This is a genomic window from Psychrobacter sp. 5A.1, assembly GCF_030407455.1.
Lineage (GTDB): Bacteria > Pseudomonadota > Gammaproteobacteria > Pseudomonadales > Moraxellaceae > Psychrobacter.
In genome coordinates this window covers 43,544-59,757 of the sequence record NZ_JASDDJ010000015.1, presented here as the reverse complement: position 1 = coordinate 59,757, position 16,214 = coordinate 43,544, and the positions used below count along the sequence as shown (strand labels likewise).

The 16,214-nt window shown below is 44.0% G+C and carries 13 protein-coding genes; 2 read left to right on the top strand and 11 right to left on the bottom strand.

The window, feature by feature from the left end:
• Positions 1-118: 118 nt before the first annotated feature.
• The 8 genes from QL982_RS05275 to QL982_RS05240 all read right to left on the bottom strand — a co-directional run bounded on the left by QL982_RS05275 (position 119) and on the right by QL982_RS05240 (position 9,088).
• On the bottom strand, positions 119-649 hold the full coding sequence (locus QL982_RS05275) for a DUF2726 domain-containing protein (protein ID WP_290162046.1): 531 nt from the start codon (positions 647-649) through the stop codon (positions 119-121).
• A 268-nt stretch (positions 650-917) separates the two neighbouring features.
• A complete protein-coding gene (locus tag QL982_RS05270) occupies positions 918-2,159 on the bottom strand; it encodes a LysM peptidoglycan-binding domain-containing protein (RefSeq protein ID WP_290162048.1) in 1,242 nt (413 codons plus the stop codon).
• Between the two features lie 248 nt (positions 2,160-2,407).
• Positions 2,408-3,766, bottom strand: coding sequence for a folylpolyglutamate synthase/dihydrofolate synthase family protein (locus QL982_RS05265; RefSeq protein WP_290162051.1), 1,359 nt, complete (start codon positions 3,764-3,766; stop codon positions 2,408-2,410).
• A gap of 184 nt (positions 3,767-3,950) precedes the next feature.
• A complete protein-coding gene (accD, locus tag QL982_RS05260; RefSeq protein WP_290162101.1) occupies positions 3,951-4,859 on the bottom strand; it encodes an acetyl-CoA carboxylase, carboxyltransferase subunit beta in 909 nt (302 codons plus the stop codon).
• A 313-nt stretch (positions 4,860-5,172) separates the two neighbouring features.
• Positions 5,173-6,015, bottom strand: a complete 843-nt coding sequence (gene trpA, locus QL982_RS05255) for a tryptophan synthase subunit alpha (protein WP_290162053.1) — start codon at positions 6,013-6,015, stop codon at positions 5,173-5,175.
• Between the two features lie 61 nt (positions 6,016-6,076).
• Positions 6,077-7,012 carry a hypothetical protein gene (locus tag QL982_RS05250; protein ID WP_290162055.1) on the bottom strand — a complete coding sequence of 312 codons (936 nt, stop codon included), beginning with the start codon at positions 7,010-7,012 and terminating at the stop codon, positions 6,077-6,079.
• A 31-nt stretch (positions 7,013-7,043) separates the two neighbouring features.
• Positions 7,044-8,318 carry a tryptophan synthase subunit beta gene (trpB, locus tag QL982_RS05245; RefSeq protein ID WP_290162057.1) on the bottom strand — a complete coding sequence of 425 codons (1,275 nt, stop codon included), beginning with the start codon at positions 8,316-8,318 and terminating at the stop codon, positions 7,044-7,046.
• 86 nt (positions 8,319-8,404) lie between these two features.
• Positions 8,405-9,088 (bottom strand): phosphoribosylanthranilate isomerase, encoded by a 684-nt coding sequence (locus QL982_RS05240; protein WP_290162059.1) that lies wholly within the window; start codon positions 9,086-9,088, stop codon positions 8,405-8,407.
• A gap of 214 nt (positions 9,089-9,302) precedes the next feature.
• Here QL982_RS05240 and QL982_RS05235 point away from each other — a divergent pair, with 214 nt between their 5' ends.
• Positions 9,303-10,937 carry an FAD-binding domain-containing protein gene (locus QL982_RS05235; protein ID WP_290162060.1) on the top strand — a complete coding sequence of 545 codons (1,635 nt, stop codon included), beginning with the start codon at positions 9,303-9,305 and terminating at the stop codon, positions 10,935-10,937.
• A gap of 23 nt (positions 10,938-10,960) precedes the next feature.
• Here the strand turns inward: QL982_RS05235 and QL982_RS05230 are convergent, their stop codons facing one another.
• Complete coding sequence (locus QL982_RS05230) at positions 10,961-11,710, bottom strand: DUF4230 domain-containing protein (protein ID WP_290162062.1); 750 nt, start codon at positions 11,708-11,710, stop codon at positions 10,961-10,963.
• A 754-nt stretch (positions 11,711-12,464) separates the two neighbouring features.
• On the opposite strand from QL982_RS05230, the gene QL982_RS05225 reads away from it, so the two are divergent.
• Positions 12,465-14,183 (top strand): proline--tRNA ligase, encoded by a 1,719-nt coding sequence (locus QL982_RS05225; protein WP_290162064.1) that lies wholly within the window; start codon positions 12,465-12,467, stop codon positions 14,181-14,183.
• A 104-nt stretch (positions 14,184-14,287) separates the two neighbouring features.
• Here the strand turns inward: QL982_RS05225 and queF are convergent, their stop codons facing one another.
• Positions 14,288-15,172 (bottom strand): NADPH-dependent 7-cyano-7-deazaguanine reductase QueF, encoded by an 885-nt coding sequence (queF, locus tag QL982_RS05220; protein ID WP_290162066.1) that lies wholly within the window; start codon positions 15,170-15,172, stop codon positions 14,288-14,290.
• Positions 15,173-15,427: 255 nt separating this feature from the next.
• On the bottom strand, positions 15,428-16,201 hold the full coding sequence (locus QL982_RS05215) for an ABC transporter permease (RefSeq protein ID WP_290162103.1): 774 nt from the start codon (positions 16,199-16,201) through the stop codon (positions 15,428-15,430).
• Between the last annotated feature and the right edge of the window lie 13 nt (positions 16,202-16,214).

Sequence of the window (16,214 nt, the reverse complement as noted above, 5' to 3'; positions counted from 1 at the left end):
ATATGTTCATATTGACGGCAATTTCTTCCTTGTTTATCTATAATTTTTCTCATTTTAAGCCTCACAATCTAATTGATAACACGCCCTAGATACTTAAAACGGAAAAGCTTAATAACTTTTAATAACTTTCAATCACCTGCATTAGCTCATGTCTGAGCATCTCTGCATTTGGCATACGCTCAGCATGAAAGCGCACCATCGCAATACCTGCACTGGCAAGGGCCTTGTCTTTCTTGTCATCAGCCTTTTGGCGCGCTTTGCTGTTATGCGTCCAGTCATCAAGCTCGATAGCCACCAGCGTAGTCTGCGCATCAACATCTACAATCACGTAGTCAACGCTCTGGCGACAGATGCGATTGAACCAAAAGCTGCGCTCTGATGCCTTACTACTATTAGCCTTGATGATTCGTGACAGCTGTACTTGGACAAATATATGGTATTCCGGCAGCGCATTTTTTAACTTATCAAAAAATATGACTTCCGTGTCGGTCATGATCGGCATCGGTGCAAAGGGCCAAATAGCCAATTCATCACCGCGTACTGGTTTTGGATCTGACTCAACGACTGGGGGTTTTTCTAACAGTTTTGGCAACGTAATCAGCCCTAAAAAACCAACGGCTAAGATTAAAAATATAACGCCAAATGACATGGTTCTACCTTATACAATATGAGAGTGATGAGCCAAATATCATCATTGATAGCAGTTAATGATGGGCCAACCACAGCAAGGCAGCCTTTATAGGCTGGCAAGTTATAAAAAGAGAAACAGCGGAATCAGTGTTTATCGTAACTAAGCTTTTGCCAATCGGCAAACGATAAACTAAAAAACACGACAGTATCTGTCGTGTTTTGATAAAAATCGAAGAGAAATTGAATAGAGTACGCATAAAAACTTAGGCCATGACCTAGTCTCTATCTTAGCGCCAGTAGAGCACCCAAGCGCCTGTCGTATTCACTTTAGGGTCGCTATTAATTTTGTCTTTTAGTGCCAAGGCTGCGATTTTACCACGCTCAGGCCCCACGATGACTCGCACACCGCGACTGGTATGACTGGTTTTAACCTGATAGCCTGCTGATTGGAATTTTTTTGCCAAATCATCTGCTCGGGCTTGGTCGTTTGCTAGGGCGACTTGCACCCCAAAACTGCCTTTGGCATCTGTTTCTTTGACTTCCTGACGAGCTTCTCTGAGTTTTTGCTGCGCCTCACGCTTGGCTTCTGCTGTTTTCTTTGCCAGTGCTTCTTCTTTTTGACGTTTTTCTTCACGCACTTGTTCAGCCGCAGCGGCTTCGCGCTCTAAACGCTGTACTTGTTTTTTCGATGGGATGGTAATACTCTGACCCAATTGTAGCGATGCGGATGGCGAGAGGCTATTCGCGTGAGCCAACACTTCTACTGGCATGTTGTATTGTCTTGCCAGTTTGATTAGTCCGTCACCTCTTTGGATTTGATAATCAAAGGGCGATTTTGGTGGTTCATTTTTTGCGGCTTCTGCTGCCTCTCGTTTTCGTTCAGCTGCGGCCTGTGCCTCAGCCAGTTTTTTTGCCTCAGCCTGCTTTTTTGCTTCGGCTAGTCTCTCTGCCTCCGCTTCTTTTTTACGCTCTACTAATTTTTTACTCTCAGCTAGCTTTTTGGCAGCAGCTTGCTCTCGAATAGCAGCTTGCCTTTGAGCTTCTTGTTGCTCTTGAGCGGCTTTTTGCTTCTCAGCATCATTAGTCTGCTTGATAGCAGCCGCCGACTCATTATCCGTACGGGGTTGAACGGTTAGCGCGGTAGCAATATCTTTTGCAGCTTTTGGACTGTCATCATCGTTACTAACTGGCGCACTATTGGCTATATATTGCTGACTTTCGGCACGGGCTTTTGCTAATGCTTCTGCTTCTGCGACTTCCTGCTCTGTCAAAAATTCCTGTGCACGTTTTTCTTGTTCTGCAACGCGAGCCGCACGTTCTTTTTGCTTTTGTGCAAGGATACGTTTTTCTGTCTCGATATCAGTCGTTAGTGGCTGAGGAGACGCTTCATCCGTACTTGGCTCCTCTACCATCGCTGACATCGGCTCTGGTGGGTTGCTATCACCAATCTGTTGCACCATGGCGTATAGCATCACGCTACCGCCAATAATCATCCCAATGCCCAATAAGGCTTGTCTCGAAAAATTCATCCGTTTACGTCTCTTGGTTGGTAATAAGGTTGATTGAGCGGTGCAGCGATTATCTCAAAGCAATGTGGCAAATTGCTTCAATCATTATCTCTTACCGCCAGTTACTGCCATCAGTATTCAAAATTTAAGCCGACCTTTTTATACCAGTCTTTCAAATCATTTTGATTATAAAGCATATTTTTCGCGCTGTCTGCTATCAGGCTACGACTAAGATTAACACTAAACAGGCACTACTTTAACTTAAATCCTCATACGGTAAGTGCACTCAATGCCTCGCCAATCGTATGAAACGAGCCACACACCACGATGAGGTCTTGTGGTTGGCTCGCATCTATCACCGCGTGGGTGGCTGCAGGTAGACCATCGAACTCATGTATGTGAGCGCTATCAATATGTTTTTCTAAGATACCTCGAAGCTGCTCGGTACTCGCGGCGCGTGGGTAATCAATCTCCGCAATGAACCAATCATTGATCGGCAAGCCAGCCTCGGTCAAACGCTGCACCACTTTATCGATATCTTTATCGCCCAACATAGAAAACAGCATGTTTATCTTCGGAACGTCTATAGCAGTCTGGCTGTTTTGGCGACTTTGATTGACCACCTGCTGCTGCCAAAGCGGTAATAACTGTGCCAATAAAAACTCGACGCCTTGGTCATTATGCGCCACATCAAACAACCAATGGCGGTTGTGACTCTCACGGTAGTCAAAGCGTCCTGCCAGTTTGACCGTTTGTAGCGCTTGCTCGATGGCATCGATATCGACAGTCAATGGGCTTGCCAGTACCGCTGATAGCGCATTGGCAGTGTTGGTCAATGATAGCGCAGGACGTGGCAGTTGCAAGGTGACAGCTGCATTGCTATATTGCCAAGTCGTTGAATCAATATCACGATGGCTGAAGTCTTGCCCTACTTGATAACAGTTTGCTTGATGCTTATCAATCGCTTGCTGAACGCTGTTCGGCATTTCGATAGCACCATAGATTAGACTAATATTATCACGCAATATACCTGCTTTTTCTGCGCCGATATCTTCCACATTGTCACCCAACCAGTCGACATGATCGATACAGATATTGGTAATCACCGCCATATCAGGATCAATAATATTGACCACATCTAGACGACCACCTAGCCCGACCTCTAACACCCACACATCACAGTCCGCTTCAGCAAATATCAGCAATGCTGCTAGTGTTGTCATCTCAAAGAACGATAACGTCAAGTCACACTGCAAGCGCGCTGCCTCTACTTTGCTAAAAGCCTCAATCAGTGTCTGGTCACTCACCATCTCGCCATTGACACGTACACGCTCGTTAAAGGCGCTAAGATGTGGCGACTGATACAATGCCGTCTTGTGGCCTGCCGCTTGGCACATTTGCGCGATGACAGCGGTCGTCGAGCCTTTACCGTTGGTGCCCGCCACTGTGAATACATAAGCATCGTCTTTGGCTGACTGTACCACGCCTAGCGCCTCAGCGACGGGCAATACACGCGACAGCCCCATGTCTATCGCAGACACATGTATCTGCTGCATATAATCTAGCCATTCGGTCAAGCTGGCGTTGTCATTAGGGCTAGGAAGGTTGGGTGATAAAAGGTCAGACATGAATAAAACCTATATAAAATTTTAATAAGAGATAAAAATATATGTGTTAGCTAAAACCAAAAATAGCATTTACCGTGCAATGACGATAAATGCTATTTGAGGGTCTTGCATATACAGTAGATGTTAGCACGCAGCTAAGCCATTATGCACTCAATAAATGACTCGTTATACTGAGCCATTCAACTTATTGAGCATCTACATTGGGTACGCGGCATAGTTTTGCGAGCAAACGGTAGATCGTATCGATCAGTTGATGACGATGCACCACCTCATCTACCACGCCATGCTCTAACAAAAATTCTGCACGTTGGAACGGTTCTTCTAACGTCTCACGTACGGTCTGCTCAATCACACGCTTGCCCGCAAAGCCGATCATCGCTTTTGGCTCTGCTAAATGAATATCACCAAGCATCGCAAGTGATGCGGTCACACCGCCATAAACAGGATTGGTCAATACCACGATATAAGGCACGCCAGCGATTCTCAAACGCTCAATCGCAGCAGCCGTTCGTGCCATTTGCATCAATGACAATAGGCCTTCTTGCATACGTGCGCCACCAGAAGCTGCAAAACACACTAAAGGTACTTTATCTTCTAGCGCTTTTTCGGCCGCTTGGACGAATCGATCACCAACGACTGACCCCATAGAGCCACCCATAAAGCGGAAGTCAAACGCGCAAGCGACGATATCGAGGTTACGTAATTTTCCATACATAGCAACCAACGCCTCGCTTTCACCCGTTTTTTCTTGGGCTTCACTCATACGTGTAGGATATGGCTTACTATCCACAAAACGCAGCGGATCTTTTGCGGTGAATTCTTGCCCTGTCTCACCATCGACTTGATCCAGCAGCCAATTCAAGCGCTCACGAGCACTCATCGGTAAATGATGATCACAATGTGGGCACACATAACAGTTAAAAATCAGCGCCGTATTGGTAATCATCGAATGGCAGTTGCTGCATTTCGTTGATGGTTCGGTCTCTACCGCACTCAATGGTGCCGTCAAGTGCTGCTTGACACCTGGTATCGGGCGATCAAACCACGATTGACCAGACTTGTTGGTTTTTGGCTCAGCGTTATTAGTAGTCATATCAGATTTTGTTATCGTATCAGTCATATTATTCGCCATTATCAAAGGCTTATCGACAAGTCGGCTCATTCACTTGTCCCTAAGAGTAAATTTAAAAGTCACATACAGTCATAACATGAGCAGTTATAAGGCACGCTTGCGCGAAACTGTAACAATTTATATTGTGATGTTAGTTTACACACGTAAACTAACTTTAGCAAAGTCATTTGACAACGTCTTTATAAACATTGTTATTTATGGACCTTACTGTTTATAAACAACGTTATTAGCAATGGGCGATAACTTAAATAGCAATAACTTAACTCTATCTACCTCAGGCACTCAAACTGTCAAGTGCACCGCGGAGTTCGTCCATTTTAGCCATGATTTTTCGCTGTGCGGCTGCAACAGCATCGGCATCATTGGCATCTATATCAGCAAAGTTCTGTACCAGCGCACTGCCAACAATCACGCCATCTGCATGTGTACCAATCGCTTTGGCAGAGGCACCATCACGGATACCGAAACCGACGCATACTGGCAAATCCGTCTCAGCTTTGATGGCTTGAACTTGAGTCGCGACAGCATCAGTATCGAGCGTGGCTGAACCAGTTACGCCCTTTAGCGACACATAATAGATATAACCGCCACAATGCGTCAATACTTGCTCACGGCGCTCGGGCAAAGTCGTCGGCGATAATAAGAAAATCTCATTCATCGAATGATCGGTCAAGTGCTGCGTGAAACTACCTGCCTCGGCTGGTGGCAAATCAACCATCAAAATACCGTCAACACCTGACTGCTCACATAGCGCCACGAAGTTATCATAACCAATGATTTCAACTGGATTGAGATAACCCATCAGGATAATTGGCGTCTGCGTGTCTGTTTGACGAAACTCTTCGACCATTTTTAGTGCATCACGAGTACTCGTCCCTGCTGCTAATGCGCGTTCGCCTGCCAACGCAACCACAGGACCATCTGCCATCGGATCAGAGAATGGCAAGCCAACTTCGATCATATCTGCGCCATGCTTCACTAAGTCATGTAGCAAGCCGACTGTCGTGGTCGGATTAGGATCACCTGCCATTACATAGGGAATAAGGGCTTTTTTGTTTTGTGATTTTAAGGTTTCAAAAGTGCTTTCAATTCTGGTGCTATTGTTGATAGTGCTCATATCAAAATCCAAAAGTTATACTCATTTTGTAGGTATTAATGAATGTTGCCATAAAAGAATTTTATAAATCGTATAGCTCTTGAACTATAGTGTTATATTTTTTAGGTAACAAGGACAGTTCACCGTAACTCAGGTCGGTGACACATAAACCAACGCCGCTCTCTTCTATCTTGCCATAAAAGATGACGTATCTACCAACAGAGTTATCATCAATTCCATGTTTAGCTTGTAATGAATGCTCTTCTTTAATACAAAAATCTGCATAACCTCCACCTTTTTTGAAAGATAGAAAAGTCATTCTTATGTTATTATCTCGTTTTTCTTTGCCCTGATGATCAGATCTTGTAATCTTTCCTATATAGAGTTTGCTATCATTATCTTCTGCTTTGATATCACTCACATCATTTAGTAAATCACTCAACGGTAGAGCTATATTAGAATTGGGCAGGTAGTAGCCTTTATATAAATTTTTTGAAAAATTTCTACATATGGCTCTAACGGATGTTACCTTGGAGGGTAAGGAAAATTTTTCTCCTGTATGTCTACTTATTGAGACATCCGTAGTAGGACCATCTATATCCTCTATCAAAGAGTCGTAGCAATCTTCATCATCGTCAACATTGTTAACTTCAGGGACTTCCTTCATAAAGCTATCTATAACGACTAATTGTTCATTATCTACAGCTTCTTTAGCCTCTTCTTCATTGACATAATTTAGACCTTCACCTTTATTTGCCCTATACATACAATTAATATGTGAATACGAGGGCAGATGTTTAAAATATGCTAATACGTTATTTCTTGAACGAGATTCTACCAAGGGTGTTCTTGTTAAAGGTGTGAAACACATTGGACAAAATATTTTCTCATACATAACATCATGAATATACTCATTTGAAGTAACTGCCTCATGTTTTTTTAACAGCTCGGCATAGTTTTCTATCGAGTAAGTCCAGTTATCAGAATACATTGCGTATGGTATTTTTCTTGAAGACATTTGAGTATCCTTTTCCATCATAAGACAGCTTTTACAGTTCAATCCCTTCTGCCTTCATCACTGAATGCAAATCCTTATCACCGCGACCTGACATATTGACGATAATCGTCTGATCAGGGGTCATGGTTTTAGCCAGCTTCAGTGCATAAGCGACAGCATGGGCAGACTCAAGCGCAGGAATGATGCCTTCTTTGCGCGTGGCTTCATGGAAACCTTCTAACGATTCTTTGTCCGTACAGCCGACATATTCAACACGCTTCATGTCTTTTAGGAAGCTATGCTCAGGGCCAACACCAGGATAATCCAGTCCGGCTGAGATAGAATGCGTCTCTTGGATTTGACCATCATCATCTGCCATTAAGTAAGTACGGTTGCCATGTAGCACGCCGATACGACCAGCCGCTAGTGGTGCTGAGTGGCGACCGGTTTCGATGCCATCACCGGTTGCTTCGACGCCATACATTTTGACCTCAGTATCATTTAGGAAGTCAAAGAACAGACCAATCGCGTTTGAGCCACCACCGACACAAGCAACCAATGCATCTGGTAATTTGCCTGTTTTTTCTAGATGCTGGATGCGGGCTTCTTTACCAATGATTGCTTGGAAATCACGCACCAGTAGCGGATAAGGATGTGGGCCTGCAACCGTACCGATGATGTAATACGTGCTATCGACGTTGGTGACCCAGTCGCGCATGGCTTCGTTCATCGCGTCTTTGAGCGTACGTGAGCCAGAAGTCACCGGCACAACTGTCGCACCGAGCAAGCGCATGCGATAGACGTTCATCTTTTGACGCTCAACATCGTCCGCACCCATATAAACGATACACTCAAGACCTAAACGGGCTGCAATCGTCGCTGTCGCTACACCATGCTGTCCTGCGCCAGTCTCAGCGATGATACGTTTCTTGCCACACATTTTGGCAAGCAGTGCTTGTCCGATGGTGTTATTAACTTTGTGTGCGCCAGTATGGTTTAAATCTTCACGTTTAAAATAAATCTGAGCCCCACCAATCTCATCACTCAGGCGTTTAGCATGATAAAGCGGCGTTGGGCGACCGACATAATTGACCAAATCATTGTGATACTCTTCCCAGAATGCAGGATCGGCTTTTACTTTGGTGTATAGCGCCTCTAGCTCTTCTAGGGCGGCCATCAACGTTTCAGAGACAAAGCGACCGCCATGTACGCCAAAATGTCCACGGGCATCAGGGTATTGATTAAAATCCTGTACGTCCGCTGGATTGGTAAAGGTATTGATAGCTTGTGCGGTAGCAGATAAATTATTGTTATCGACATGACTCATGGTAATTCCTACTGTAATAAGTGGTATTTTTTAGAATAAATAAGGGAGAAATAGTTTAAGCAGCGAGCTGTTGAGCTGATATAAAACTAGCTACTTGTGTTCGAAGGTTCGCTAGGCGTCGCGTTTTGCCATCGGTCGCGTTTTACCGCTTTCATAAAGGCACGCATTTTTGCAGGATCTTTTTTACCTTTATCTACCTCAATACCACCGCTGACATCGACTGCATAAATAGGCAGCTCTAAAGTCGCCGCGATATTTTCGGCATCCAGTCCACCCGCTAAGATAATTGGTAGCGAGCTGTCTTGGGGTATGAGACTCCAATCAAAGCGTGCGCCAGTACCACCGTATTTATGCTGATGGTAGGCATCTAATAAAATACTGCTCGCTCCTGCTTGGGCAAACTCGTCAATCTGAGCGTGCACGCTAGCAGCACTGTCCGTATCGGCATTGACGCGCAACGCTTTAATCCAGCGTTTATTGACTGTGCTCGCCAGCTGCTGACATTGCTCAGGACTTTCATCACCGTGGAATTGTATGATATCAAAAGGCACAGTGTCTGCCAGCTCGACCAATTCATCTTGAGGCATATTGACCACCAAAGCCACCACGCTCACAAAAGCAGGCAAAGCAGTACTTAATACTTGGGCTTGCGCTAGCGTCACGGCACGCGGACTGGGCGGATAAAACACCAAGCCGACCGCATCAACACCTAACTGTGTCGCAGTCTGTATATCACTAAGCTGAGTAAAACCGCAGAACTTGACGTGCATTTCGTGACCTTAAACATGATACTTATTAGTATGACTGAGCTCTACTAACATTGGCTAAATTGACGGCGCGCAAATGTCAATTGCCAACGCTAACGATTAAATAGGGTGATTTGTTAATCAGACTGCAAATGAATTGCATCCAAAAACTTATCCTAGCATACTTTTATTCTCAGTTTTGTTTATGATTGCGATTGATTAATATAGGAATACTTGAATGTCTCAGACTGCATCGGCAACGGCCAATCCAACTGACTGCAACGACAGTGATGGTGGTACGGCAACTAGTGCAAATCCGCCACATTACTTGATGTGGTTTCGTCGTGACCTACGAGTTCATGATAATACCGCCTTGGCAGCTATTTGTGAACGGGCAAACGAAGATAATGCACGAGTCAGTGCCATATTCTTTCTCACACCTAAGCAATGGCAAGCGCATGATACGTCGCTTGTGCAAGTCGATCACATCGCCCGTACCTTGCCTATCCTCGCAAAAGCCTTACAAGAACAATTAAATATAAAATTAACAGTCCAAGTTTGTCCAAGTTTCTCTGACTCTATTGATGCGCTATTAACTATCTGCAATGCCAATAATATCAGTGCTATCATGGCCAATCATGAGTATGAAGGTAACGAAATCGATCGTGATGAACAATTAACTGAGCAACTGGCAAAAAGCGATATTGAGTTTGTACGCTGGCATGATCAATGTATCTTGCCACCGCAAACCATTACGACCAACGATGGCGACAGCATGTATCAAGTGTTTACGCCGTTCTATAAAAAATGGCGACACACCTTGGAGGTTAGTGATATACAAATGCATGAAGCACCCGCTGTTAGTGACAATAATAACGTGACTTTAGAGCCGACAGAAAACGCGGCAAAGACGGTGGCAGAGATAGAAAGTCTCAGCACAAAAACGGTCAACGCCTATCAAAAACAGTTAAACAGCAATGAAACTGATAATAATACAGATGCAAGCACCCAACTCGAAAATGCTCATAATGACTATCCTGCTGGCGAAACAGCAGCTTGCCAGCGTTTAGAGGACTTTATCGCTGAGGATATCAACAATTATGATGTGAGTCGTGATGTGCCTAGCTTGCATGCGACCAGTCAGTTATCGGCTTACCTCACTATTGGCGCAATCAGCCCCAGACTTTGCTATCTACAAGCACATAAAGCCCAAGAAAAATTGCACGGTAATGATAGCGACAACAATGACATCAATCGCTGGATAAGTGAGCTAGCATGGCGCGATTTTTATCGTCATGTCTTGGACTATAAGCCAGAGCTGATTCGCCATCAAGCGTATAAGCATGAGACTGATACTAAGATTAATTGGTCATACAACACTGATGACTTTAATGCATGGTGCAAAGGCATGACAGGTGTACCGTTGGTTGATGCCGCGATGCGCTGTCTAAATGCAACAGGGTTTATGCACAATCGCCTGCGGATGGTGACGGCGATGTTTTTGACCAAAGACTTACTGATTGATTGGCGCTGGGGCGAGCGCTACTTTATGCAGCAGCTGATAGATGGAGACTTTGCGTCTAACAATGGCGGCTGGCAATGGAGCGCTTCTACGGGTACTGACTCAGCGCCCTACTTCCGCATTATGAACCCTTTTAGCCAAGCCAAAACCCATGATGCAAAGGGCGAGTTTATTAAGACTTGGCTACCTGAGCTAAAAGACATACCTGCTACTATCCTGCACTCAGAAGAGAAAATGCGTAAAGCACTCGGTAAAAAAGGAGACTTCGCCGATACAGACTACCCTGTGCCAATGGTTGAGCATAAAGCAGCACGCCTATTAACCATTGCTGAGTTTAAGAAAGAAAGCTAATTTGAGGGAAAATAAACAGTAGATTAGCCATTTGTAACCGATGGAAACTGACATGCACCTGCACCTTGTGTGGTCACCGTAACGACCGCACCTGTCAGCGCAAACAGTTGCTGCAACTGCGTCTGCGCATTTTGTAGAGCCATCGTCATCACATCACCGCGGCAGGCGCGTTCGAGGACTTCTTTTTTGGCCATACTCTGCGCTTGGTCAAATATCTTTGGATCGACTTGCATCATACCAAACGCACCAGTCTGCCAATCATAAATCTCAATATCGTCTAAATACACCGAAAATATCTCTGATGGTGGTAAGGTGATATTAATCTGTGGCATGGTCGATGCCATCGTGTTAGCTTCCGATGTTTGGTCATCATTTACATCAGGAGCAACAGGTTGAACCACTCGTACCATCTCAGGCGTCAATGCACTCAGGTCAACCCCTGCCTCAACACGTCCATGCGCAATAAATAATCCTTTTTGCTCATCTTGCCACAGCTTCATCCAGCTGCCTGATCGTTCGCTCGTAATCACCGTATCGACACTGAATGCCACTGTATGTAAGCGATTAAGCTGCTGGATTTGAGTAACCACGCCTTCACGAGTGATGGTTTCTATCGGCGCTTCTTTGGTGCTGTTTTGAACACTATAAATCGCAAAAACGATAGCTATTAAACCGATAAGCAACACAACCCACGACATCATTGCGATGGGTTTTTTGCCTTGTGGATTGGTCTTATTAGCATTAACAGAAGATCGATTATCAGGGCTATTCATCTAAGTATCCTCAAAGTTTTGTCGTTTATTTTTATCACCATACGAAAAATCACGTTCTAAATAGTAAATGCTACTTTTGTGCAGTAACTTCAAGTAATAGCTACCAATACCCTACATAATTACTGATGCGTTGTTAGGGCGTGTCCTCAATTCAATCGATAGTTATCTAAATGGGTTAAAAATGGCTAAATCTTGCCAAACGGTGTCAAATAGCTGACTAATATCTCGATATTATCTGCGCCATTTTCCTTGTTTGACTGCAATTTATCTCATTTTTATCACCATTTTTAAAATGAGGACACGCCCTAGTCAAAAAATTCGTCAAGATTTGCTAAAAATAGGCTCAAAACTGGTAAATAATCGAGTTATAACAACCTCATCGCTACCTTTATGCAATGTTCGGTCTTAAAAAACAGAAAGTCATTGCGTCTTAGGCAAACTTTACCTAACATAGTCAGATTGTATGAATAAAATGTCAGTATCAAAGTATTTATCAGGCTTTTGGCCTGAATATTTTGTGTTTCGGCATCTTGATACATCAATCCAAATTTGCCTCTCTTTTATAAGAGTGGTTTTTACTGATATGCTTTTTATATGAGCATGTTAGTCGCTGAATGTTAGTCACTAGGAAGTACCCTAGATTATTGCTAAGTAATAAAGGTAAGCTTGCGGCGGCCATGAAACGATTAGCCACACGCTCAACATCCTACTATTTCTTCTTATTTTTTATCGTTGATAAGGTTACGCTTTATTTATGAAAGCCAGTCAATTTTTATTTGCCACACTAAAAGAAACCCCAAGTGATGCCGACATCGCCTCAAGCCAATTGATGGTGCGTGCTGGTCTTATCCGAAAGATTGCTTCTGGGTTGTATATTTGGCTGCCCATGGGGCTACGCATCTTGCAAAAGGTCGAACGTATTGTTCGTGAAGAGATGCAAGAAGTTGGTGCCCAAGAAGTGCTCATGCCGATGACTCAGCCTGCCGAACTCTGGCAAACGACCGGTCGTTTTGACGATTATGGTCCTGAGCTTTTGCGTTTCAAAGACCGTCATGATCGTGATTTTGTGCTTGGTCCAACGCATGAAGAAGTCATCACCAATCTTGCCCAAGGTGAGCTACGTAGTTATAAACAGCTACCGATTACTTTCTTTCAAATTCAAAACAAATTCCGTGATGAGATTCGTCCACGCTTTGGTGTGATGCGCGCACGTGAATTTACGATGAAAGATGCTTATTCATTCCATGTGGATCAAGCCTCATTGGCCAAAACGTACCATGATATGTATGACGCTTATACGCGCATCTTTACCCGTTTGGGTTTGGATTTCCGTGCAGTACAAGCGGATACAGGTTCTATCGGTGGTTTTGCTTCTCATGAGTTCCATGTATTGGCAGACAGTGGTGAAGACGATATCGCGTTCTCAGATTCTTCTGATTATGCGGCCAACGTTGAGCTGGCTGAATCGGTAAGCACTGCAGAGCGTCAACCGCCAAAAATGGAGCGCGAAGACGTCTTAACAGAAGATATGACCAGCTGTAAAATGGTAGCTGAGCACCTAGATGTGCCGTTAGAAACCACAGTCAAAACCTTAATCGTCCACGGTCATACTGAAGACGATGAGCCACAACTGATAGCTATCGTGTTGCGCGGTGATCATCAGCTCAATACCATTAAAGCTGAAAAAATCGAAGAAGCCAATGTACCACTGACGCTAGCCTCTGATGAAGAGCTAAAAGCAGCTGGTTTGCACAAAGGTTACATCGGTGTTGACCTAGACATGCCTGTCTTTGTCGATCGTTCAGCAGCTACGTTGTCAGACTTTGTCTGCGGTGCCAATGAAGTGAACAAACATACCATCGGTATGAACTGGGCACGTGATATACGTATTACTCGCATCGTCGATGTTCGCAACGTGCAAGAAGGCGATCCATCTCCTGACGGTAAAGGCACGCTGAAAATCAAACGTGGTATCGAAGTCGGTCACATCTTCCAGTTGGGTGATAAATACTCGCAAGCCATGAATTGCCGCGTTTCTGGTGAAGATGGCAAACCCGTCACGCTAATGATGGGTTGCTACGGTATTGGTGTAAGCCGTATCATCGCTGCTGCTATCGAGCAGAATAATGATGAAAACGGTATCATGTGGCCGAAGACGCCAACGGTTAATGATTCAATCGCTCCTTTTGAAGTCGCTATCATACCGATGAAGTCAAAAGAAGAGACCGTCATGCAGACTGCCACAGCGTTGTATGAAGAATTAAAAGCGCAAGGCATTAACGTGTTGCTAGATGATCGTAATGAACGTCCAGGCGTTAAGTTTGCTGATCTCGAATTGATTGGTATTCCACATCGTATCGTGGTTTCAGACCGTAACTTGGCTGAAGGCAAGTACGAATACGTCAATCGCCGTGAAGCAGAAAAGCAAATGCTAAGCCGTGAAGAAGTCATGGCAAAAGTAAGCGGTAAATAGTTTTAATCTTAAAAACTGTGCCATAAAAAGCGCCTATTTCATTGAATGAGATAGGCGCTTTTTTTTAATAATTGAGAAAACTCTAAAGACACAGCACTCTTAGCCTACTGTCGAATTAAACGGCTTGGCTGTGGCAGGAGAGTTATATCACTGACACGGCAAGGATTGATATCGATACCGCCTCGGCGCGTGTACCATGCGCGAACCATCAAGGCGCTTGGCTCATAATATCGACTCAAATCAGCAAATATCTGCTCGACACATTGCTCATGAAAACCATTATGCTGACGGAAACTTAAAATATAGCGCAATATATTAGCCGCATTAACGGGCTTATCCGTCGTAATCGATACGGCCAACGTTCCCCAATCTGGCTGATTGGTCACCGGACAGTTACTACGCAGCAAATTAGAATAAAAAGTATAAGGTTGAGTGCTGCCACTTATCACGCTCTCGCTACTCGTTTCTGCTCTATTATCATGTAGCAATGACGCATCAGGATGCTCACACAATGCAATTTTCTCACTGCTGTTTGCCAAGGCATCATCAATACAAATCCCTTCAGGCTGTGCAATTAATAATCCCGACTGCTCATTGCCTTGCTCATCATCTAAGCCAAATAGCTCAACAGTGACTTCCGCTTGTACGCAGGCTGATAAGTCTTTGGCAATCAGCGCTTGCACCTCTGCCCAAATGGCAAATTCGGTAAAATTGATACTGTTTAAATATAGCTTAAGCGACTTTGACTCAACGATAAATGCTGAGCTAGCGGGAATCGCAAAGCGCGCGATAGCCACTTGCGAAATACCTTGCGTATTCAACCAAGATATCTCAAATGCCTGCCACCAATCAACGCCAACCGTTAACTTATCATCTTGCCAGCCAATCGCATCACGTCCCATGCTTCGAGCGATAGAATATAGCGTCTCTGGGCTATACTCAGTTGGATAATCAGTGGTTTGCTCACCTAAAATACCGTGGATACTCATAAATTACCTTCTAAGCTATAGAATATATTCAAATCATAAAGGGGTTATTTTACAGTAATAACTGGTCAGCTGATGACCAATTTAGCTAATAACCTGCTCACTAAAAAACTAACCTCTGACTATAGCAATATGCCAATGCCCAAATTACTATCTAAGTATTATTACCCAAACATATCGCTAAACTTTTGCCATAAAAAAGCCCAACAATGTCAGGCTTTGATAGTAAAACGGTTTGTTTATTTATAACAATTTTGACTATAAGCGCACACGTGAGCCATTACTGAGTAAGCGATAAGCAATGGTATAAAATACCGCACAGAATACAAAAATAGCCGCCATCGAATACCAAACATTGACATCAGAGTAGCCAAGAATACCGTAACGGAATGAATTGACCATATAAACAATGGGGTTCAATAATGAGATATTTTGCCAAAATGGTGACAGATTTTCCATCGAATAAAACACACCACCAAGATAGGTAAGCGGCGTCAATACAAAGCTTGGAATGATAGAGATATCATCAAATGAGCGAGCAAAAACAGCATTGATAAAGCCACCAAGCGAAAATAAGATAGACGTGCCAAGCACTGTAAATATCGTCACAAATATATGCTCAATGCCCAAGTCGGTAAAAAACAGCGCGACTATTGAGACGATGACACCAATGGCCAGTCCACGAAAGATACCACCGCTGATATACCCCATCAGAATCGCATGTTTGGATACGGGTGAAACGAGCAACTCCTCAATACTAGAGGTGAATTTAGCACTAAAGAAGCTTGAGACAACATTTGAATAACTGTTGGTGATAATCGACATCATAATGAGGCCAGGCACGATAAACTGCATGTATGGCACCCCGCCCATCTCACCCACACGCGAGCCAATCATTTTACCAAAGATGACAAAATAAAGACTCATGGTGATGACTGGTGGCAGCAATGTCTGTGGCCAAATACGCAAAATTCGGCGAACTTCTTTTAACAATATGGTGCGAAAAGCAATCCACTTTTTGCTCCATGACATGGTTTTATTAGGA